This is a genomic window from Kitasatospora sp. NPDC058162 (assembly GCF_042884005.1).
Lineage (GTDB): Bacteria > Actinomycetota > Actinomycetes > Streptomycetales > Streptomycetaceae > Kitasatospora.
This window is the reverse complement of record NZ_JBHVUS010000012.1, coordinates 177,121-195,731: the sequence shown is the minus strand read 5'-3', so window position 1 is coordinate 195,731 and position 18,611 is coordinate 177,121. Positions and strand designations below refer to the sequence as shown.

Annotated in this window: 20 protein-coding genes; 8 read left to right on the top strand and 12 right to left on the bottom strand. The window is 73.9% G+C overall.

Annotation, left to right across the window (positions count from 1 at the left end):
• Positions 1-95: 95 nt before the first annotated feature.
• The 3 genes from ACFVXG_RS23370 (at position 96) to ACFVXG_RS23360 (ending at position 2,748) form a co-directional block, all read left to right on the top strand.
• A complete protein-coding gene (locus ACFVXG_RS23370; protein ID WP_387930321.1) occupies positions 96-1,271 on the top strand; it encodes an FAD-dependent monooxygenase in 1,176 nt (391 codons plus the stop codon).
• Positions 1,272-1,364: 93 nt separating this feature from the next.
• Entirely contained in the window at positions 1,365-1,841 is a 477-nt protein-coding gene (locus ACFVXG_RS23365; protein ID WP_387930320.1) for a hypothetical protein, read from the top strand.
• A 250-nt stretch (positions 1,842-2,091) separates the two neighbouring features.
• Positions 2,092-2,748, top strand: a complete 657-nt coding sequence (locus ACFVXG_RS23360) for a class I SAM-dependent methyltransferase (protein WP_387930318.1) — start codon at positions 2,092-2,094, stop codon at positions 2,746-2,748.
• 13 nt (positions 2,749-2,761) lie between these two features.
• Here ACFVXG_RS23360 and ACFVXG_RS23355 read toward each other — a convergent pair whose 3' ends face one another.
• The 3 genes from ACFVXG_RS23355 to ACFVXG_RS23345 all read right to left on the bottom strand — a co-directional run bounded on the left by ACFVXG_RS23355 (position 2,762) and on the right by ACFVXG_RS23345 (position 4,003).
• A complete protein-coding gene (locus tag ACFVXG_RS23355) occupies positions 2,762-2,935 on the bottom strand; it encodes a hypothetical protein (RefSeq protein ID WP_387930316.1) in 174 nt (57 codons plus the stop codon).
• Positions 2,936-2,942: 7 nt separating this feature from the next.
• Positions 2,943-3,398, bottom strand: a complete 456-nt coding sequence (locus tag ACFVXG_RS23350; protein WP_387930315.1) for a hypothetical protein — start codon at positions 3,396-3,398, stop codon at positions 2,943-2,945.
• A 92-nt stretch (positions 3,399-3,490) separates the two neighbouring features.
• A complete protein-coding gene (locus ACFVXG_RS23345; protein WP_387930314.1) occupies positions 3,491-4,003 on the bottom strand; it encodes a MarR family winged helix-turn-helix transcriptional regulator in 513 nt (170 codons plus the stop codon).
• Between the two features lie 166 nt (positions 4,004-4,169).
• Between ACFVXG_RS23345 and ACFVXG_RS23340 the strand changes: the two genes are divergently transcribed.
• The gene (locus ACFVXG_RS23340) at positions 4,170-5,111 is read left to right on the top strand and encodes an EamA family transporter (protein ID WP_387930312.1); all 942 of its coding nucleotides are present in this window, start codon (positions 4,170-4,172) and stop codon (positions 5,109-5,111) included.
• A gap of 72 nt (positions 5,112-5,183) precedes the next feature.
• Here the strand turns inward: ACFVXG_RS23340 and ACFVXG_RS23335 are convergent, their stop codons facing one another.
• The 4 genes from ACFVXG_RS23335 to ACFVXG_RS23320 all read right to left on the bottom strand — a co-directional run bounded on the left by ACFVXG_RS23335 (position 5,184) and on the right by ACFVXG_RS23320 (position 9,484).
• Positions 5,184-6,074 carry a hypothetical protein gene (locus ACFVXG_RS23335; protein WP_387930310.1) on the bottom strand — a complete coding sequence of 297 codons (891 nt, stop codon included), beginning with the start codon at positions 6,072-6,074 and terminating at the stop codon, positions 5,184-5,186.
• Positions 6,075-6,171: 97 nt separating this feature from the next.
• The gene (locus ACFVXG_RS23330) at positions 6,172-7,206 is read right to left on the bottom strand and encodes a TolB family protein (protein ID WP_387930308.1); all 1,035 of its coding nucleotides are present in this window, start codon (positions 7,204-7,206) and stop codon (positions 6,172-6,174) included.
• The gene (locus tag ACFVXG_RS23325; RefSeq protein WP_387930306.1) at positions 7,203-8,543 is read right to left on the bottom strand and encodes an MFS transporter; all 1,341 of its coding nucleotides are present in this window, start codon (positions 8,541-8,543) and stop codon (positions 7,203-7,205) included. Before ACFVXG_RS23325 ends, ACFVXG_RS23330 begins: the two co-directional genes overlap by 4 nt.
• 5 nt (positions 8,544-8,548) lie before the next feature.
• A complete protein-coding gene (locus ACFVXG_RS23320; protein WP_387930304.1) occupies positions 8,549-9,484 on the bottom strand; it encodes an alkaline phosphatase family protein in 936 nt (311 codons plus the stop codon).
• Positions 9,485-9,724: 240 nt separating this feature from the next.
• On the opposite strand from ACFVXG_RS23320, the gene ACFVXG_RS23315 reads away from it, so the two are divergent.
• Positions 9,725-11,089: a cobalamin biosynthesis protein gene (locus tag ACFVXG_RS23315; protein ID WP_387930302.1), complete on the top strand. Its 1,365-nt coding sequence runs from the start codon at positions 9,725-9,727 to the stop codon at positions 11,087-11,089.
• Positions 11,086-12,132, top strand: coding sequence for an Rv2231c family pyridoxal phosphate-dependent protein CobC (gene cobC / locus ACFVXG_RS23310; protein ID WP_387930300.1), 1,047 nt, complete (start codon positions 11,086-11,088; stop codon positions 12,130-12,132). The genes ACFVXG_RS23315 and cobC overlap by 4 nt, the downstream gene beginning before the upstream one ends.
• Positions 12,133-12,159: 27 nt before the next feature.
• Here cobC and ACFVXG_RS23305 read toward each other — a convergent pair whose 3' ends face one another.
• The 4 genes from ACFVXG_RS23305 to ACFVXG_RS23290 all read right to left on the bottom strand — a co-directional run bounded on the left by ACFVXG_RS23305 (position 12,160) and on the right by ACFVXG_RS23290 (position 15,236).
• Positions 12,160-12,972 (bottom strand): MOSC domain-containing protein, encoded by an 813-nt coding sequence (locus ACFVXG_RS23305; protein ID WP_387930298.1) that lies wholly within the window; start codon positions 12,970-12,972, stop codon positions 12,160-12,162.
• The gene (locus tag ACFVXG_RS23300) at positions 12,966-13,505 is read right to left on the bottom strand and encodes a hypothetical protein (protein WP_387930297.1); all 540 of its coding nucleotides are present in this window, start codon (positions 13,503-13,505) and stop codon (positions 12,966-12,968) included. Before ACFVXG_RS23300 ends, ACFVXG_RS23305 begins: the two co-directional genes overlap by 7 nt.
• Complete coding sequence (locus ACFVXG_RS23295; protein WP_387930295.1) at positions 13,502-14,038, bottom strand: hypothetical protein; 537 nt, start codon at positions 14,036-14,038, stop codon at positions 13,502-13,504. Before ACFVXG_RS23295 ends, ACFVXG_RS23300 begins: the two co-directional genes overlap by 4 nt.
• 100 nt (positions 14,039-14,138) lie before the next feature.
• Positions 14,139-15,236 carry an LLM class flavin-dependent oxidoreductase gene (locus ACFVXG_RS23290; RefSeq protein ID WP_387930293.1) on the bottom strand — a complete coding sequence of 366 codons (1,098 nt, stop codon included), beginning with the start codon at positions 15,234-15,236 and terminating at the stop codon, positions 14,139-14,141.
• Positions 15,237-15,533: 297 nt separating this feature from the next.
• On the opposite strand from ACFVXG_RS23290, the gene ACFVXG_RS23285 reads away from it, so the two are divergent.
• Both ACFVXG_RS23285 and ACFVXG_RS23280 read left to right on the top strand, forming a co-directional pair.
• Positions 15,534-17,045 carry a restriction endonuclease fold toxin-2 domain-containing protein gene (locus tag ACFVXG_RS23285; protein ID WP_387930291.1) on the top strand — a complete coding sequence of 504 codons (1,512 nt, stop codon included), beginning with the start codon at positions 15,534-15,536 and terminating at the stop codon, positions 17,043-17,045.
• Positions 17,046-17,059: 14 nt separating this feature from the next.
• Positions 17,060-17,506 carry a hypothetical protein gene (locus ACFVXG_RS23280; protein WP_387930289.1) on the top strand — a complete coding sequence of 149 codons (447 nt, stop codon included), beginning with the start codon at positions 17,060-17,062 and terminating at the stop codon, positions 17,504-17,506.
• Positions 17,507-17,569: 63 nt separating this feature from the next.
• Here the strand turns inward: ACFVXG_RS23280 and glnII are convergent, their stop codons facing one another.
• A complete protein-coding gene (glnII, locus tag ACFVXG_RS23275; RefSeq protein WP_387930287.1) occupies positions 17,570-18,592 on the bottom strand; it encodes a glutamine synthetase in 1,023 nt (340 codons plus the stop codon).
• Between the last annotated feature and the right edge of the window lie 19 nt (positions 18,593-18,611).

Genomic DNA, 18,611 nt, shown 5'->3' with positions numbered 1-18,611 from the left:
CGTAGTTTACGGCTCACTACACGTGTAGTACGGTGCTGGAGCAGCGGCCACTACAGCTGTAGTGGCCAGGATCGTGGGAGAACAGGAGCCCCCTCATGGGCCAGCACCAGGCGATCGTCATCGGCGGCGGGATCGGCGGCCTCACCGCCGCCCTCGCCCTCCACCGGCAGGGCATCCCCGTCACCGTCCACGAACGCGCCGCCTCGCTGGAGCCCGTCGGCGCCGGACTCGCCCTCGCCCCCAACGCCCTGCGCGCCCTCGACCGGCTCGGTGTCGGCCCCCGGCTGCGCGCCCGCGCCACCGCCCACCCCGCCGTCGGCATCCGCCACCCCTCCGGCCGCTGGCTCGTCCGCACCAGCAGCGCCGCCGTCCAGGCCCACTTCGGCGACACCATCGCCGCCGTCGCCCGCGCCGAGGTCATCGCCGCCCTGGTCGACGCCCTGCCGGAAGGCACCGTCCGCACCGGCTCCCCCGCCACCGTCACCGACCCGGGCGACGACCGGCGGCCCGCCGTCGTCCGCACCGACGAGGGCGACCGGGAGGCCGCGCTCGTCGTCGCCGCCGACGGCATCCACTCCGCCACCCGCGGCCTGCTCTTCCCCCACCACCCCGGCCCGCGCTACAGCGGCTTCACCACCTGGCGCGCCATCGTCAGCCCCGGGGCCCGACCGGCCGCGGCCGGCGAGGTCTGGGGCCCTGGCCGGCTCGCCGGGATCGTCCCGCTCGCCGACCAGCGGGTCTACGTCTACGGCGCCGCCCTCGCCCCGGCCGGCGACCGCGCCGCCGACGAACACGCCGAACTCCAGCAGCACTTCGGCGACTGGTGCGCCCCCGTCCCCCAGCTGTTCGCCCTCGCCGCACCCGACCGGTTGCTCCGCAACGACGTCCGGGAACTCGCCGACCCCCTGCCCGCGTACCACCACGGCCGGGTCGCCCTCCTCGGCGACGCCGCCCACGCCATGTGCCCCTTCCTCGGCCAAGGCGCCTGCCAGGCGATCGAGGACGCCCTCGTCCTCGCCGCCCCGCTCACCCCCGCCACCGACCCCGTCACCACCCTCCCCGCCTACACCGCCGCCCGCCTCCCCCGCACCACCGCCGTGGTCACCGCCTCCCGCCGCACCGGCAACCTGGTCGCCCTCCGCACCCCCGCCGCCACCCTCCTCCGCACCACCGCCCTCACCCTGGCCGGCCTCCTCCCCACCCGCACCCTCCTCAGCCGCACCACGGCGATCTACGGCTGGCAGCCCCCGACCCTCCGCACCGGAGCCTGAGGGCGGGGAGCAGCAGCGGAAAGCCGCCGGACACGGCACCGCGCGACGCCTACCCTGGGACCGCTACCGACGGACGCACCCCGGGGAGGCGCGATGCTGGACGTTCTGGTGACGACGGCGGCCGGAGCGCTCTCCGCGACCGTGGGCGTCGTGGCCGGCGGCCTCGTCACCCGTCGCGCCCAGGACCGCCAATGGTCACGGGACCAACAGCTCGCCGCCTACCGGGAACTGCTCGCGCACTACGCCAAGTTCACGATGGAACTCAGGCGCGCCCACAGCGAGCGGCGCGGCTGGGACTACGACTGGGGCGAGTGGAGCACGGCCCTGGTGCACGCCGGCCTCATCGCCCCGGCCGAAGTCGCCGCCGAGATCGACAGGTTCGACCACGCCGTCGACACCTTCCTCGACCAAGTGGCGCGCACCCGCGACCCGTTGACCGCACCGCTGAGCCCCGACGAGTTCGAACAGGCCCGACAGCCGACCGCCCGGGCCCAGGTCCAACTGGTCAACGCCATCCGCCGATCGCTGTCCGGCGACCGCCGGGGCATCCCCGTCTCGATCGGCGGCTAGGGCCCGTCCGGCGGACCTTGGCGGATCAGCGCGCGGCGTTGGGCGCCCGGCTGGGCGTGCGCCCGAGTCGGCCTCGTACTGGACGTACTTGGGCGGTTCGGCCGTGCATCCAGGCGGGATGCCTGGGGGCACCTCCCGGCCGAAGGCTGGGGGCGGGTCGCGCGCCCGGCAAGATCCGCCGGACAGGCCCTAGCGACCCTGGCGCACCGATCCGGGCCGGATGTCGGTGGGGGCGGGGAGGATGGGCGGCATGACGGACTCCGGGCGGGTTATCGCCGACTACTGGGACGCGGCCGCGGCGGCCTTCGACGAGGAGCCGGACCACGGGTTGCGGGCGGCGGCGACGCGGGCGGCGTGGGGGCGGCGGGTGCGGGGGTGGTTGCCGGGCGGGCCGGTGGAGGTGCTCGACGTCGGGTGCGGGACGGGGTCGTTGGCGGAGCTGGTGGCCGCGGACGGGCACCGGGTGACGGGGGTGGACCTGGCACCGCGGATGGTCGCGCGGGCCCGGGCGAAGCTGGCGGCGGCCGGGCTGGCGGGGCGGTTCCTGGTGGGGGACGCGGGCGCGCCGCCGGTGCGGGAGGGCGGCTTCGACGTGGTCCTGTCGCGCCACCTGATCTGGACCCTGCCCGAACCGGAGCGAGCGCTGCGCGCCTGGGTGCGGCTGCTGCGCCCCGGCGGGCGGCTGGTGCTGGTCGAGGGCCGCTGGCGCGAGGCGGGCGAGCAGCCGGAGCCGTACGTCGCCGGGGCAAAACACCTGCCCTGGGGCGGCGGCGTGGACGCGGACCAACTCGCTGCGGCGGTGCGCCCGTTGGTGACGGAGCTGCGGGTCGAGCCGCTCAGCGGGGACGCGGAGCTGTGGGGCGGCCCGGTGACGGACGAGCGCTACGCGCTGGTCGCTCAGCTCTGACCCGCGCCTCGACTCACGGCCCGACCACCTCGCCGTGGTCGTCGCCGGGGAGGGGCCTGCTGAGCTCTGCCGTCAGCTCGGGATCCGCGAGCACTCGGGCGGTGGCGCGCCATTCGATCAGCACTCGACGCAGATCGGCGACCAACTCGCGCCGTTCGGCGGCCGAAAGGTGCCTGAGCCAGAACAAGGCCGACTCAGCCCCCACCCGTGCCGAAAGTCCCGTTGAGCGGGTCGCGGCGGAAGCAGGCGGGGCAGCGGAGGCGGGTGTAGATCGCCACCGTGCCCATGCAGACGTCCTCGCGGCCGTCGAGCGGGGAGGCCGAGCCGGCGGGCCTGCCGCAGTCCGCGCAGCGGCGGTGGGGGCGGGCGGCGATCGAGCAGGCGCGGCAGATCAGGTGGGTCGGGTGTTCGGCGTGCACGACGACGGGCTGGGGGCCGCCGTACAGCAGGTGGTCGCACCAGGTGCAGGACTCGTCCTCCTGCGAGGCGAGCATCCGCTCCCGGGTCTCCCGCTGCCATTTGGCCGCGTTCTGCAGCGGCACCTTGACCGGCGGCCCCCAGCCGGCGGCGGCGAGCCACTGGGCGCCCTCCGCCCCGGCCGCCCGCAGCTGGTCGTCGACGGCGATCTCCCTGGGGGTCTTGTGCTTCATCGGCCTTCTCCTCCGCTACGTCGTCCCGAGAGGGTTAACGCGGCGGGGAAGGTCGTGGACACGCGATCCGCCCAGGGGGCGCCGGCGGCGGCTCAGCCGATCAGCGGTTCGGTGTCGCCGTGGGCGATGAGGAGCTTGCGCAGCAGGGTGTCGAGCTGGGCGCGTTCGTCGGCGTCGAGGGCGGTGAGGAGGCTCTCCTCGTTCCGGATGTGGCCGGGCAGGGCGGCGTCGATGAGGTCCTTGCCGGCGGGGGTGAGGCGGACCAGGACGGCGCGGCGGTCGGTGGCGCAGGGGTTGCGTTCGACCAGGCCCTTGGCGGAGAGCTTGTCGACGCGGTTGGTGATGGCGCCGGAGGTGACCATCGCGGACTTGAGCAGGGCACGGGCGTTGAGCTCGTAGGGCTCGCCGGAGCGGCGGAGGGTGGCGAGGACGTCGAACTCGGAGGGGTCCAGGCCGCAGGTGAGGAAGTAGTCGCGCAGGGCGTTGTCGACCCGGACGTTGAGCCGCCGCAGCCGGCCGATCAGGGCCATGGCCTCCAGGGGCAGGTCGGGGCGGTTCCTGGCCCACTGCTCGGCGATGTCGTCGACGGTGTCGCGCTGCTGCATGGCCTGTCATCTCCTTCGGACTGCTGGACTGCGGGTCTGCGGGACTGCTGCGCCGGTGGGCTGCCGGTCCAGATATCTTAACATTCACATACTTGACGTTCGCCGATCTCAGGCGTAGAAATATCTCAACGTTCAGATAGTCAACGTTGAGGGGATCGGGATCACCATGGACCGCAAGCGCGCAGCCATCGCCGCCACCGCCGCACTCGCCCCGGCCGCCTGGGGCACCACCTACCTGGTCACCACGCAGCTGCTGCCCGAGGGCCGTCCACTGCTGCTCGCCGCGCTGCGGGCGCTGCCCGCCGGGCTGCTGCTGCTGTTGATCGGCCGCAAGCTGCCCAAGGGGCGCTGGTGGGGGCGCGCGGCGGTGCTCGGGATGCTCAACATCGGGCTGTTCTTCCCGCTCACCTTCGTCGGCGCCTACCGCCTGCCCGGCGGCGTCGCGGCCACCATCGGGGCGATCCAGCCGCTGCTGGTCGCCGGGTTCTCGATCGGGGTGCTCCGGGTCCGGCCCGGGCGCCGTGCGGTGCTCGCCGGACTCGTCGGGGTCGCCGGGGTGGCCCTGCTGGTGCTCAAGAGCGGGGCGAAGCTGGACGGCGTCGGGATCGCCGCGATGGTCACCGCGATCGGCCTGATGGCCATGGGCACCGTCCTGACCCGCCGCTGGGGCCGCCCGGAGGGCGCCACCATGGTCGACCTCACCGCCTGGCAGCTGCTGGCCGGCTCGGTCTTCCTGGTCCCGCTCGCGGCGCTGGTCGAGGGCGCGCCGCCGGCCCTGAGCGCCGCCAACCTGGCGGGCTTCGCCTACCTCGGGCTGCTCAGCACCGCGGTCGGGTACGTGCTGTGGTTCCGCGGCATCGAGCGGCTCGGCGCCGGGCCGGTCTCCTTCCTGGGGCTGATCAACCCGGTGGTGGCCACGATCGGCGGCCTGGTCGTGCTCGGCCAGACCCTCACCCCGTGGCAGGTGCTCGGCCTGCTGCTGGCGCTCGGCGCCCTGCTGGTCGGCCAGGCCCCGGCCCGACGGACCGCCCCGGCGCCCGAATCGGCACCGGTGCCAGCGCCCACCCCGGCGCCCGCCCCCGCAACCCGGGCGGCCGTCGCCCGCTGACGACCCGACGCCCCACCCCGCCCCGCCGGTGCCCGGCGGGGCGTCGGCATGTCCGGCGGGCGGGCGGCCGGCTCAGCCGGTGGCGCGGATGTAGATGTCGGCGGCGCCGGGAAGGCCGCCCGGGATGGTGGCGACGTAGATCCGGCGGGCGGTGGGGATGTGGGTGGGGACGGCGGACGGGCTGGCCGTGGGCGTCCAGGTCGGGGTCGGGGTGGGGACCGGGTCGGGCGTGCCGACCTCGGGCGCGCCGTCCGCACCGGTGTCCGCGGGGACGCGCGCGGTGCCACCGGTCCTGACGGCCCCACCGGCCCCGGCGTCCGCACTGGCCCCGTCGTCCGGAACGGCGTCCGCATCGCCGTCCGGGTCGGCATCGGTCGGGGTCGGCTCCGCCGCGACGGCCGCCGGCGCGGCCGTGGGCTCCGAAGCCGGGACGGAAGGGGCCGGGACGGAAACGGACGGAACCGCCGGCGAGGACGGCGAGGACGGCGAGGACGGGCTCACGACCGGCCCCTCCGGCAGCTCCGGCGCCTCGGCCGGCTCGTCGCCGCCGAGCGCGGCCGCGAGGTCCGGCGGCAGCGGCGCGGCGGGCCCGGGCGCGGGGAGGTCGTAGGTGCGCAGGAAGTCGCCGAGGCCGGGCTCCTTGCCGCCGCCGAGCCGGTAGTGGAGGTAGGCGACGGGCGAGCCGTCCGAGGTGAGGGTGTAGACGGCGCCGACCGGGACGTAGTAGCGCCCGGCCCCGGGGTGCTGGGAGGGGTGGAGCCCGGCCAGCCGCTCGGCGCGGTCCCGGTCGGTCTCCCGCCCGACCCGGCCGACGGTGAGCGCGTTGACGCCGCGCACGATCATGGCCGCGCCGGCGGACACGCACAGCACGAGTCCGACGGCGACGGTGCGCCGCAGGACCGGTCGGCCGTGCAGGGCCGGCCAGGAGTCGGTGACCACGCGCTCGGGTGGGATGCCGTCCACGGTTCGCTCGTTCCCCCGCTCCGATCAGGACGTCCGACCGGCACCTCGGGTCAGGACGTCGCACTCTGCTCGACGTGGGACGTTAGCGGAGAGTTCCTCAGCCCAGGTAGGCGGGGGCGACGGCGGCCTTGGTGACCAGCCGCGGAGTGCCGGAGCCGTCGGCCGGGACGGTCCACAGGTCGGCGCCGTAGTCCCCGGGCAGGGCGTACAGCAGGGTCCCGGTGTCGGACCAGAGTGCCTGGTCGTCGATGTTGCGCTGCTCGGCGGTGGCGGTCTCGGTGCCGGTCGCGAGGTCGAGGACGTACAGCCGCCAGGGGGCGTCGGGCGACAGGCCGGGGACGCGCTTCTTGTAGGCGACGCGGGTGCCGTCCGGGGAGAGCGAGGGGCACTCGACGTTGTCGTGCAGGGTGGTGAGGGTGCGGGCGGCGAGGTCGCCGCGGACGAGGTGGGTCTGGCCGGAGGTGGCGAGGGTGGCGTAGAAGGTGTTGTCGTCGGCGAAGGTGACGCCCCAGATGTTGACGTCGTGGGCCTGGTACGGGTGCCCGTCCTTGACGACGGCGAAGTCCTCCAGGTTCTCCCGCAGGTTCCAGTCCCGCACGTCGACGATCGAGGTGCGGGTGGAGAAGTTGGTGCCCGCGTAGGAGTCGCCGCTGACGAAGACGGTCCAGGCGGCGAGGTGCCCGGACGGGGAGACCCGGGAGCGGGTGGGGATGCCGGCGGCGGGGAAGGAGCGCCGCTCGTGCAGGTGGTCGTCCAGGACGACGGCGCGGTAGGTGTCGTCGAGCGCGCCGTGCTGGGCCTGGAGGCAGATGCCGGTGCCGGCGGCGGCGTGGAAGCGCAGGCACTGGGTGCCGGAGGCGGTGCGCGGGCCGTCGGGGTGGTCGGCGGGGACGGTGGTGATCTCGTCCCGGTGCGGCCCCCAGGCCATGTTGCGGAAGAGCAACTGGCGCCCGCCGGAGGGCACTTGGAGTGAGACCGGGCCGGGCGCGACGGCCGGTCCGCCGGCCTGGGCGCGGTCGCGCTCGGAGCCGCGGTCGGCCGCGTAGAGGACGGCGCCGGTGCCGACCGCGCCGAGCACCAGGACGGCGAGCAGCAGCACGATCACCCGGCTGCGGTTGTTCTGCAGGTTCACGGGGTCTCCTCCACGGCGACGGGCTCCGGGTCCACGGCGACGGGTTCCGAGCGGCCCAGCACCACCGCGGCCCCGGCCACGCACAGCGCCAGGGCGCCCGCGGACCAGGCCAGCGCGGTCGGGCCGCCCGCCGCGCTCCACAGCGCGCCGAACAGCAGCGAGCAGGCGAACCGGGCCAGCGCCTGTCCGGTGCCGACCAGGGCGAGCCCGGCGCCGCGCTGCCCGGCGGGGACGGCGTCGGCCGCGGCGGCGGCGAGCACGCCGTCGGTGGCGGCGTAGAACGAGCCGTGCAGCAGCAGCACGCAGAGCACCGCGGGCAGCCCGCGCAGTGGCGAGAGCAGCAGCCCGTACGCGAGCAGCAGGACCCCGTGGCCGAGCAGGAAGAGCCGGCGGCGCCCGATCCGGTCGGCGAGCGCGCCGAGCGGGACGGCGAGCAGCAGGAAGGCGGCCGCGGTGCCGAGCGGCAGCAGCGGGAACAGGTTGACGGACAGGCCGAGCCGGCGCTGGATCAGCAGGTACAGGAAGGAGTCGCTGACGGTGGTGAGCCCGAGCAGGACGGCGCACAGGGTGAGCCGGCGCAGTCCGGGCAGGCGCAGCAGGGTGAGGCTGCTGCGCAGCGAGGGCGCGGCGGTCGACGGCGCCTCGCCGCTCTGCCGGTTCGGCACGAACAGCAGCAGGATCAGCACGCCGAGCGCGGCGACGCAGGCGCTGACCGTGAACACCGCGTCGTAGCCGTGCCGTTCGCCGCCGTCGGCGAGCATCGGGCCGCCGGCCAGGCGCAGCACCAGGAAGGCGGTGAGCGGGCCGAGCAGGGCGCCTGCCGTGTCCATCGCCCGGTGCACGCCGAACGCCCGGCCGCGGTGGGCGGGTTCGGTGGCCAGCGAGATCATCGCGTCCCGGGGGGCGGTGCGCAGGCCCTTGCCGGTGCGGTCGGCGGCGATCACGGCGCCGATCAGCGGCACGGTGTGGACGAACAGCAGCAGCGGGCGGCACACCGCGGACAGCCCGTAGCCGACGGCGGCGACGGCCTTGTGCCGGGCGGCCCCGTCGCGGCCGCGGCGGTCGGCGAGGTGGCCGCCGACCAGGCGGACCAGGGCGCTGAAGCCGTTCTGGATGCCGTCGAGCAGGCCGAAGCCGAGCGGGGAGAGGCCGAGTCCGGTGAGCAGGTAGAGCGGCAGCACGGCGTTGACCATCTCGGAGGAGATGTCGGTGACCATGCTGACGGCGCCGAGGGCGAGGACCGCCCCCGGCACTGAGCGCAGGGCGGCGCCCCGCCGCACCGGGCCGGTGGCCGGTGCGACGGGGGCCTTCGAGCTGCGGGAGTCCGCGACGTACACGGGCGTCAGTTCCAGATGCCGGTGATGTCGGAGGCGTTGGCGGAGTTGCCGGCGTGGGCGTTGACGCCGGCCAGGTCCTCCAGGGTGTGCAGCACGTCGTAGTGGTTGTAGGTGGTGGAGGTGGAGCTGCCGGGGGCGACGTGGGCGCCGTAGACGAGGGTGGGGATGCGGTTGCCGGCGAGCCGGTTGTCCTCGTCGAAGGTCACCACCAGCAGGCTGTTGTTGGCCTTGGCCCACTGGGCGTAGGCGTCGAGGTTGTTCTGCAGCCAGCTGTCGCCGGTGCCGACCGAACAGTCGTGCATGTCGTCGCAGAGGTCCGGGATGACGAAGGAGACCTTCGGCAGGGTGGTGAAGTCGGTCGGGAACGCGTCCATGCCGTAGGCGCTGGAGGTGGGCACGTTGCCGAAGCCGAACCACGGGTTGTGCTTCTGGGCGTAGTTGCCGCTGCGGCAGTCGGTGGCGCCGACCGAGGGCAGGCCCTCGTTGTAGCTGGCCCAGGTCTGGTTGGCGGCGAGCAGCTCGGAGCCGAGGTTGGGCTGCTGCAGGGCGCCGACGTCCACGCAGCTGTCGTCCGTGACGCCCTGGGCGCTGCCGGAGAACAGCATGTAGTAGTTGGGCTGGCTGGGGTGGGTGAGCGCGTAGGACTGGGTCAGCGTCGCGCCGCCGGCCACCAGGGTGTTGTTGAAGTACGGCGCGTTGGAGCTGCCGATGACCTGGGAGTACGCGTGGTTCTCCATCATCACGACGATGATGTGGTCGGGGCTGGGCAGGCCGGCGGCGGTGTCGGCGGCCGCGCTGCCGCCCGCGGCCCACAGGCCGAGGGAGCCGGCGACCAGGCCGAGGCCGGTGGCGAGAGCGGTGAGCGGGCGGAGCCTGCGGCGACGGGCGGGGCGCGGGCCGGCCGTGGGGGTGCCGGGGGTGCGGAGTCGTGCGAAGGCCATGGGGTCCTCCGAGAGTCGGGGCTTCCGGGGCGGGAGCGCCGAGAACAGTAGGATCGCGGCGTGTCGTGTACCGCACAAGAGAAGTGAAGAACAGAAGAACAGCTGCGAGGCGGTGCCGGTACGGAGCACCACGGGCGGCGGCGGACGTCACACGCGCCCTGATTGACCCCCCTCCTCCGCCCGTGGTGGGATCACGGGGGCCCGCGAGCGCTGGGCCGGGGACGGCAAGGAGTGCGGTACGTGATCGGACTGGTCGCCATCTACGGGCCGGGCCGCCCGCTGACCGACGAACTGCAGGAGCTCTGGCCGGAGAGCTCCCACGCCTACCGGGCCTCGCACGGCAACTGCTTCCAGGGGCCGGAGGCGATGCAGTTCGCCCTCGACCGCCACCGCCAGGTGATCGCCGTCGGATCGCTCGCCGCCGTCGTCGGGCTGCTGACCGACCCCCGCGTCGACGTCCCGCGCGGTGCCGAGGTGCTCTGCGTGGACCCGGGGCGGCGCTGGGTGATCCCGCTGCGCCACACCGACTCCGCGGTGAAGCTGGCCGGGGAGGTCGCGGCCGCCCTCGGCGTCACCCCGGTGCTCACCGGCCCGCTGCCCGGGCCGGGCGACCCGCTCGACGTGCTGACCCCGCACGCCGTCCGCTACCGCCGGGCCGGCGCCGGCACCGCCGCGGAGGCCGCGGCGGCGGGCCTGCCGGTCCGGCTGGTCAGCGAGGTGCCGTACCCGCTGCCCGCCCTGCCCCCGAACGTCCGGCCGGACGCCCCCGAGGACGCCCCCGTGCTCCGGATCACCGACCGGGAGGACCCGGGCCACGGCGACCTCCTGGTCGTCCCGCGCACCCTGGTCGTCGGCATCGGCGCGGGCAGCGGCACCGAATCGGCCGACGCCATGCGGCTGCTGATGGAGGTGCTCAAGGAGACCGGCTACCTGCGCTCGGCGATCGGCCGGATCGCCACGGTGGCCGGCAAGGCGGACCACCCCGCGGTGCGCTGGGCCGCGCGCTGCCTGAACGTGCCGGTCGACGAGCACCCGGCGGAGGAGCTGGCCCGGCTCACGGTGCCGAACCCGTCCGAGGCCGTCGGTACGGCCGTCGGCACCGCGAGCGTCGCCGAGGCGGCGGCGCTGGCCAGCGCCACCGGCGGTGAACTCGTCGTCCCCAAGCGGAAGTCGGCGACGGCGACGGTCGCGATCGCCCGGGCGGCGGTGCGCGGCCGGCTGGCGCTGGTCGGCCTCGGGCCGGGCGCGCACGACCTGCTGGTGCCCCGCGCGCTCGCCGAACTGCACCGCGCCTCGGTGGTGGTGGGCCGGCCGGAGGCGGTCGAGGCGGTGGCCGCGCTGCTCCGGCCGGGGACGCGACGGGTCGCAGTGCCGGAGCCCGGGTCGGTGCGCAACGGCCGCGGAGTGGTGCTGGACTGGGCCGGGGTGGCGACGAACGACGCCGGGGTACGGATGGACCCCGCCGAGGCCGCCGTCCAGCTGGCCTCGCACGGGCACGCCGTCGCCCTGGTCGCCCTCGGCGACAGCGCCGCGCTCACCGTGCCGCCGGGCGCGTACGACGTCCTGCGGGTGCCCGGCCTTCCCGTGGATGGAGCGTCCGCATGACCGCCCGCGAACCCGACCTGCGCCACCACGGCGACGCCGAGGTGCGCGCGGACGGCCGCGACCTGGTCGACCTCGCGGTCAACGTCCGCACCGGCACGCCCCCGGCCTGGCTGCGCGAGCACCTCGCCGCCACCCTCGGCACCCTGGCCGCCTACCCCGACCAGGGCGCCGCCCGCACCGCGGTGGCCGCCCGGCACGGGCGCCCGGTCGAGGAGGTGCTGCTCACCTCGGGGGCCGCGGAGGCCTTCGTGCTGCTCGCGCGCGTCCTGACGTCCCGTCACATCGTCGTCGTCCACCCCCAGTTCACCGAGCCGGAGGCCGCACTGCGGGACGCCGGGCACCGGGTGCACCGGGTGCTGCTCTCCCCCGGGGACGGGTTCCGGCTGGGCGCCGTCCCCGAGGAGGCGGACCTGGTCGTCCTCGGCAACCCGACCAACCCGACCTCCGTCCTGCACCCCGCCGAGGCCGTCGCCGCGCTGGCCCGCCCCGGGCGCACCCTGGTGGTGGACGAGGCGTTCATGGACACCGTGCCCGGCGAGCGGGAGTCCCTCGCCGCCGTCCGGGACCTCCCCGGGCAGGTCGTCGTCCTGCGCAGCCTCACCAAGACCTGGGGCCTGGCCGGACTGCGGATCGGCTACGCACTGGGGCCCGCCCCGCTGATCGCCGCCCTCGGCGCCGCCCAGCCGCTCTGGCCGGTCTCCACCCCGGCGCTGGCCGCCGCCGAGGTCTGCAGCGGCCCCTCGGCGCTCGCCGAGGCGGACCGGGCGGCCGCCGAACTCGCCCTGTGGCGCGCCTACTTGGTGAAGGGCCTGGCCGCCTTCCCGGCGCTGCGGATGTACGGCGAGCCGGCCGCCTCCTTCGTACTGGTCCGACTGCCGGGCGCGGCGGCGGTCCGCGAGCGGCTGCGCGAGCACGGCTTCGCCGTCCGGCGCGGGGACACCTTCCCCGGGCTCGGCGAGGACTGGCTGCGGATCGCCGTCCGGGACGAGCGGACCACCGACCGCTTCCTCAACGCCCTGGAGACGGTGCTCGGCCCGGCCTGACCGCGCCCGCCTGAGCTCAGCCGGACCTCAGTCGGTGTTCAGCCGGACCGCGTCCCCGGCCCGGATCGCCCCCGGCACCACCACCTGGGCGTACACCCCCGTGCAGGGCAGCGCCGGCATGCCCTCCAGCGGCACCAGCCGGTTGCGCTCGGCCGGGATCCGCAGCGCCTCCGTCCGGCGGGGCAGCGCGCCGTGCGCCAGGGTGGGGACGGCGCAGCGCGGGGTGGGTGCCACGATGCGCAGCCGCAGCGACTCCCCGACGGTCAACTCCCGCCCCACCCAGGCATTCTCGACGAACCCCTCGCCCTCGGTGCGGATCACCAGGTTCGGCCGGTAGCGCTCGGCCTCGACGCCGACGGCCAGCAGCGTGGAGCTGGTGATCAGGTGCAGCGGGGCGAAGTCGAAGAACCCACCGTCCGGCGCCGCCCGCCCCAACTCGTTCACCGTGACCGCCACTTCCGCCTCGATGCCGCGCGCCAGCACCTCCTCCGGCACGGCCCGCTCGACCTCCGCGCCGGGCGGGCGCTCGGCGATCAGGGCGAGCTTGCGGCCGAGCGCCTCGGACAGCCCGGCCTCGTCCGCGCTGCGCCCGTCCGGGCCGGTGATCGTCACCCGGCCGTCCGCCGCGGCCGCCGCGGAGTAGCGGAGCAGCCCGGCCCACCGGCGGGGGTTCTTGGCACTGGCCACCCGTCCGGTCTCCAGGTCCAGCAGGGCGCGCGCCCGGTCCCCCGCCAGGCCCCGCGCGGACACCTCGGCCGCCGGGAGCTCCTCCCCCAGCAGCGACTTGACCGGGTAGCGGAGCAGCCGCTCGACCCGGCCGACGGTCCCACCGGTCAGCACGACTCCTCCTCCGCCCACTCGCGCAGCGCCGCGAAGTGCAGTTCCCGCAGACCCGCCCGGGGGTCGACCCAGAGCGGCAGTGCCTCGGCCGGGTGGTTGGCCGCGATCCACTCGATGTCCTGCGGGCCGAGTTCGTCGTCCAGCCAGACGAACGGCCGCCCGTCCGCCCAGGCCACCACGTCCCTGGTCTTCCAGTGCAGCCCGTCCGGATCCTCGCCGAACAGGTTCGTCCAGGGGATGTACGGGAGTTCGGGCAGCCCGAGGCGGGGGCCGATGAAGGTGTTCGCCTCGGCCATCCAAGTGGTCGCCCACACCAACTCGTACGGCAGCGCCAGCAGTTCCGGCCCGTGCGCCGGGTTCAGCCACACCCGCAGCGGCTCGACCTGCTCGCGCGGCTGCGGCGCGTGCCGTGCGACCCAGGACTCGGGCAGCAGCCGGTGGGTGCCGTAGCCCTCGGGGCAGCGGGTGTCCGGCGCGGCGTAGGGGTTGAGCGGCCCGTCCACGTCGATCAGGAGCAGCGGCAGGCCGGTCACGCGGCGGCCGCCCACTCGCGCAGGAGCGCGAAGTCCCCGGCGAGCATGCCGGTCCGGGGGTTGACGTGCAGGGTGTGCGCGGGGCCCGGGTGGTTGGCCGCGATCCACTCGGCGTCCTGCGGGCCGAGTTCGTCGTCCACCCAGACGAACGGCCGCCCGTCCGCCCAGGCCACCACGTCCCTGGTCTTCCAGTGCAGCCCGTCCGGGTCCTCGGCGAACAGCTCCGTCCAGGGGATGTAGGGGAGTTCGGGCAGCCCGAGGTTGGGGCCGATGAGGTCGTTGGCCTCGGCCATCCAGGTGGTCGCCCACACCAACTCGTAGGGCAGCGCCAGCAGCTCGGGCCCATGCGCCGGGTTCAGCCAGACCCGCAGCGGTTTCGGCTCGCCGTCGGGGGCGCGGCGGGTCTGCCGCTCCGCCCACCAGGTGGGCATCAGCTCGTGCGTCCGGTAGCCGTCCGGCCGCCGCAGCCTCGGCGCGGCGAATGGGTTGAGGGGTCCGTCCACATCGAGGAGGAGCAGCGGCTGTCGAGTCATGCCGTGAATTCTCCGGTGGGTGAACGGGATTGACCAGTGGTTTGCCCGATGACGACTGGTGCAGTCGATCACGGTCCGCCGGTGCCACAGCCTGCCGACGTCACGGCCGGTGCCAGAGCCCCCGGGCGGCCAGCAGCGGCAGGACGCCCTCGCCGAACCAGTAGGCCTCCTCCAGGTGCGGCATGCCCGACAGCACGAACTCGTCGATCCCCAGCTCGTGGTACTCGGTGATCAGGTCCGCGACCTCCCGGTGGCTGCCCACCAGCGCGGTTCCGGCACCCCCGCGCAGCAGCCCGATGCCGGCCCACAGCCCCGGGTGCACCTCCAGCCGCTCCGCCGAGCCGCCGTGCAGCGCGATCATCCGGCGCTGCCCCTCCGACTCGCTCTCGGCGAGCGCCCGTTGGGTCTCCCGGACCCGCTGCGGGTCCATGCCGGCGAGCAGCCGCTCGGTCTCCGCCCAGGCCTGCGCGGAGCTGTCCCGGGTGATCACGTGCAGCCGGATCCCGAACCGCACCGACCTGCCCCGGGCGGCGGCCAGTCCACGGATCCAGTCGATCTTCTCCCGCACCTGGGCGGGCGGTTCGCCCCAGGTCAGGTAGACGTCGGCGGAGCGGGCCGCGACCTCGCCGGCCGCCGGGGATGAGCCGCCGAAGTACACCGGCGGCACCGGGTCGGGCAGCCGGTTCAACCTCGCCCGCTCGACCCGCAGACGGGGGCCGTCGTGGTCGACGGTCTCCCCCGCCCAGAGCCGCCGGGTGATGTCCAGGAACTCCCCGGTGCGGGCGTAGCGGGCGTCCTTGTCCAGGAAGTCCCCGTACGCCCGCTGCTCGGCGGACTCCCCGCCGGTCACCACGTTGAGCAACAGCCGCCCGCCGGACTGCCGTTGGTAGGTCGCGGCCATCTGCGCCGCCAGGGTGGGGCTGAGCTGCCCGGGCCGGAACGCCACCAGGTACTTCAGCCGCTCGGTGACCTGGGTCAGCATCGCGGTGGTCAGCCAGGCGTCCTCGCACCAGGCGCCGGTCGGGGTGAGCGCCCCCTCGAAGCCCAACTGCTCGGCACTGCGGGCGATCTGGCCCAGGTAGGCGATGCTCGGCGGCCGGTCGGAGCCGGCCGTCCCGGGCGTCGAGCCGTGCCCGCCACCGACGATCTGCCGGCTGTCGCCGTTGGTGGGGAGGAACCAGTGGAAGGTGAGAGCCATGGAACGGACACACTCCTGCGGCCGGTGCTGTCTGGGGTCGGTCGGTCGGTCCTGCAGCTGCGAACTCACCGACGACGACAGCCGGCCGTCCACACCCGCGCCAGGTCCACGTGCAGCCGACGCACGAGGTAGCGGGGGCGGTGAGCGGTCATGCACCCGATTATCCGTTCATCACCCACACCCCTTCAAGAGCCCCGATCAATCGAACGGGAAGTCGACGAAGCGATACCATTCGACTCACGACGAACTAGCCGGGGGGCACTGTTGTCGGATTATCGTGTGTCGACGGATCAACTCGTGCTGACATCGCGGGGGTACAGCCGGCTTCGCCACCGGATCGAGGAGATCGCCACCGGCCTGATGGGCGACCTGAGCGCTTCGGCCGACATGGCGGGCAACGACGCGGGCGGCCACGCGTTCGCCGGCGCCTACGAGAGCGCCGCGGCCGAGACCTTCGACAAGATCGCGTTCGCCGCGTTCGTGATGGCCGAGTCGGCGAAGAACCTGATGCAGAGCGCCTTCAACTACCTGGCGGCGGAGGACCAGCTGGCCGCCGCATGGTTGAAGGACCACCAGCCCAAGCTCGACTACCTCCAGATCAGCTCGGCCGACGAGTGCGACCAGGTCGGCAACGGTCGCAACCTGCCGAAGGTCGTCAAGGAACAGGACTGGGTCGACCGCAACGTCCTCCACCCCGGCCCGAAAGGAGACCCGGGCAAACTCCGGGCCGTCGCAGCACTCTGGCGCAGGGCGGCGGATCTGGTCGAGGACGTGATGACCAGCGCCCAGGGTGGTACGAGCACGGTCGAGGAGCACTGGGAAGGAGCGGCCCGACAGAGCTTCTCCTCCTACTTCAACCTGTTCATCGGCTGGAACGGCGCTCCGGGGGAGGTCTCGGACAAAGAGGCCCTCGTCCCGAACCTCGTCGCCGCCTGCCGCCAGCTGGCCAAGGCCTGCGACGCGTACGCCGACCACATCGAGGACGCCCGGGACAGCTGGGGGCGCTTCTTCTTCGGCGACTTCGTCGACTCCGACCACGGCCTGACCGACGCCGTCACGGGCGACACCCGCATCCAGTCGCTGCGCAACATCCAGCCGGCCCTCGAAGGGCACCGAATACCGGTGCCGGAGCAGCCGAAACAGCCGGACCCGCCGTCAGGACCGGGATTCCCGTTGATCCCGTTCCCCGTTCCGGTACCAGTGCCGGTGCCACTCGTCCTGGCGACCTACAAAGGCAACGGGCTCAACATCGTGCCGGCGGTGGCACCGCTGGACCCGAACCTGGCCAGGAAGCCGATCTCCCCGCCCCCGGGGACTCCCCTGCTGAGCCCTGCGGAGCGGCAGGCGTTCGAACAGTGGCAGCTGACGCTCAACACCCACGGCTTCCAGGGTGGCGGGCCGGCCGACAAGCCGGCCAACGACTATCAGCGGTACGTCGCCGGGTACCCCGAGTACGACCTGCCACTGCCCCCGTCCATCACCAAGACCTCGGGCGTGGTCGCGGCGGACGGACTCCGGGCCGACGACGGAGCCATCGTCGAAGCCAAGTACGTCAAGAAGCAGGGCTGCTCGCCGCGCTCCATGAACGGCCTCGAAACCCTCGCGAAGGAGAAGCCGTTCCTCATGAAAGGCATGCCCGAGAAGGACTTCAACGAGATGCGGGACTATGCGGCAGCCGTCACCACGTCGAACGGCATGGTCCGACATGTCGATCTCGCCACCAACGACCCGGAAAGCGTCGTCTACTGGCAGTACATGATGGCGCTCAACCACGTGCCGGGCGACGCCCGGTACATCCCGGCTCCGTGAGGGGAACGATGACGATGACCGATGATGCACCGGAGTTCGCGGTGTGCACGACGTTCCACTTCGGGGCGCCGGACGGTGAGACCTGGGGATTCACCAGCGAAACGTTCGCGGCGCGGCTGACCGAGCAGTGGCCTGCGACACGTTACGAGGAGTGCGGCAGTCTGCCGGGGTGGGGCCGTCAACTGCGGTTCGGTGTGCCGGCCGGCGAGTTCGCCTTCGACGGCAGCTTCGCACCCGAGCGACAGTCGCTCTACCTGGCGGATCTCCCGGTGGTCGCGGCCGCAGCGTTCGTCCTGTGGCTGCAGGAGGTGATCCCGGCCGGGGCGCGGATCCGGTTCAGCAGCAATGACGCGTTCGAGGTCGGCATCGAGCGGGATTACTGGATCCCCGCGGCGGCCACCTACGAGCAGATCGTCGCCGTACTCACCGACCACCTCGCCGAGGTCGAAGCCGAGGAGTGAGCGAACGCCCGCAGGCCCTTCCCCGGGTGGGGAAGGGCCTGCGGGATGAGCGGAGCTCGGGGATCAGACCTGGCCGGCCTTCTCCAGGGCGGCGCAGCAGGTGTTGATCAGCAGGCGGGTGACGACGTAGGGGTCGACGTTCGCGTTCGGGCGACGGTCCTCGATGTAGCCCTTCTGCTCCACCTCGACCTGCCACGGGATGCGGACCGACGCGCCGCGGTTGGAGACGCCGTAGCTGTAGACGTTCCACGGGGCGGTCTCGTGCTTGCCGGTCAGGCGGGACTCGATGTCGGCGCCGTACTGGGTGACGTGCTCCAGCACCTTCTCCTGGGAGGTGCCGAGCGACTCGCACGCGGTGATGATGGCGTCGTAGCCCTCACGCATCGCCTTGGTGGAGAAGTTGGTGTGGGCACCCGCGCCGTTCCAGTCGCCCCGGGCCGGCTTGGCGTCCAGGGTGGCGTCGATGCCGAACTCCTCGGCGGTGCGGTAGAGCAGGTAGCGGGCGATCCACAGGTCGTCCGAGACGGTCAGGGCGTCGACCGGGCCGATCTGGAACTCCCACTGGCCGGGCATGACCTCGGCGTTGATGCCGCAGATCGCCAGGCCGGCGTCGATGCAGCGGTCCAGGTGCAGCTCGACGATCTCGCGGCCGAAGACCTCCTCGGCGCCGACACCGCAGTAGTAGCCGCCCTGCGGGGCCGGGAAGCCGCCCTCCGGGAAGCCGAGCGGGCGGGAGCCCTTGAAGAAGGTGTACTCCTGCTCGATGCCGAAGATCGACTCCTGCGCGGTGTACTTCTCCTCGACCTCGCGCAGCAGGGCGCGGGTGTTGGACTCGTGCGGGGTGCCGTCCGTCTCCAGGACCTCGCAGAGGACGAGGATGTTGTCGCCGCCGCGGATCGGGTCCTTGACGACCTTCACCGGCTCCAGCACGCGGTCCGAGGCGTGGCCCTCGGCCTGGTTGGTCGAGGAACCGTCGAAGCCCCAGGTCGGGATCTTGTCGGCGTTGGGCAGGACGCGAGTCTTGGAACGGAGCTTCGCGGTCGGCTTGGTGCCGTCGATCCAGATGTACTCGGCCTTGATTGCCACGGCTTGGTCCCTCGCATTG

Bases quoted from the DNA above. Each gene is read 5' to 3' on its own strand.
- ACFVXG_RS23370 (WP_387930321.1), top strand. From the start codon at position 96: ATGGGCCAGCACCAGGCGATCGTCATCGGCGGCGGGATCGGCGGCCTC.
- ACFVXG_RS23365 (WP_387930320.1), top strand. From the start codon at position 1,365: ATGCTGGACGTTCTGGTGACGACGGCGGCCGGAGCGCTCTCCGCGACC.
- ACFVXG_RS23360 (WP_387930318.1), top strand. From the start codon at position 2,092: ATGACGGACTCCGGGCGGGTTATCGCCGACTACTGGGACGCGGCCGCG.
- ACFVXG_RS23350 (WP_387930315.1), bottom strand. From the start codon at position 3,398: ATGAAGCACAAGACCCCCAGGGAGATCGCCGTCGACGACCAGCTGCGG.
- ACFVXG_RS23345 (WP_387930314.1), bottom strand. From the start codon at position 4,003: ATGCAGCAGCGCGACACCGTCGACGACATCGCCGAGCAGTGGGCCAGG.
- ACFVXG_RS23340 (WP_387930312.1), top strand. From the start codon at position 4,170: ATGGACCGCAAGCGCGCAGCCATCGCCGCCACCGCCGCACTCGCCCCG.
- ACFVXG_RS23320 (WP_387930304.1), bottom strand. From the start codon at position 9,484: ATGGCCTTCGCACGACTCCGCACCCCCGGCACCCCCACGGCCGGCCCG.
- cobC (WP_387930300.1), top strand. From the start codon at position 11,086: ATGACCGCCCGCGAACCCGACCTGCGCCACCACGGCGACGCCGAGGTG.
- ACFVXG_RS23295 (WP_387930295.1), bottom strand. From the start codon at position 14,038: ATGACTCGACAGCCGCTGCTCCTCCTCGATGTGGACGGACCCCTCAAC.
- ACFVXG_RS23290 (WP_387930293.1), bottom strand. From the start codon at position 15,236: ATGGCTCTCACCTTCCACTGGTTCCTCCCCACCAACGGCGACAGCCGG.
- ACFVXG_RS23280 (WP_387930289.1), top strand. From the start codon at position 17,060: ATGACCGATGATGCACCGGAGTTCGCGGTGTGCACGACGTTCCACTTC.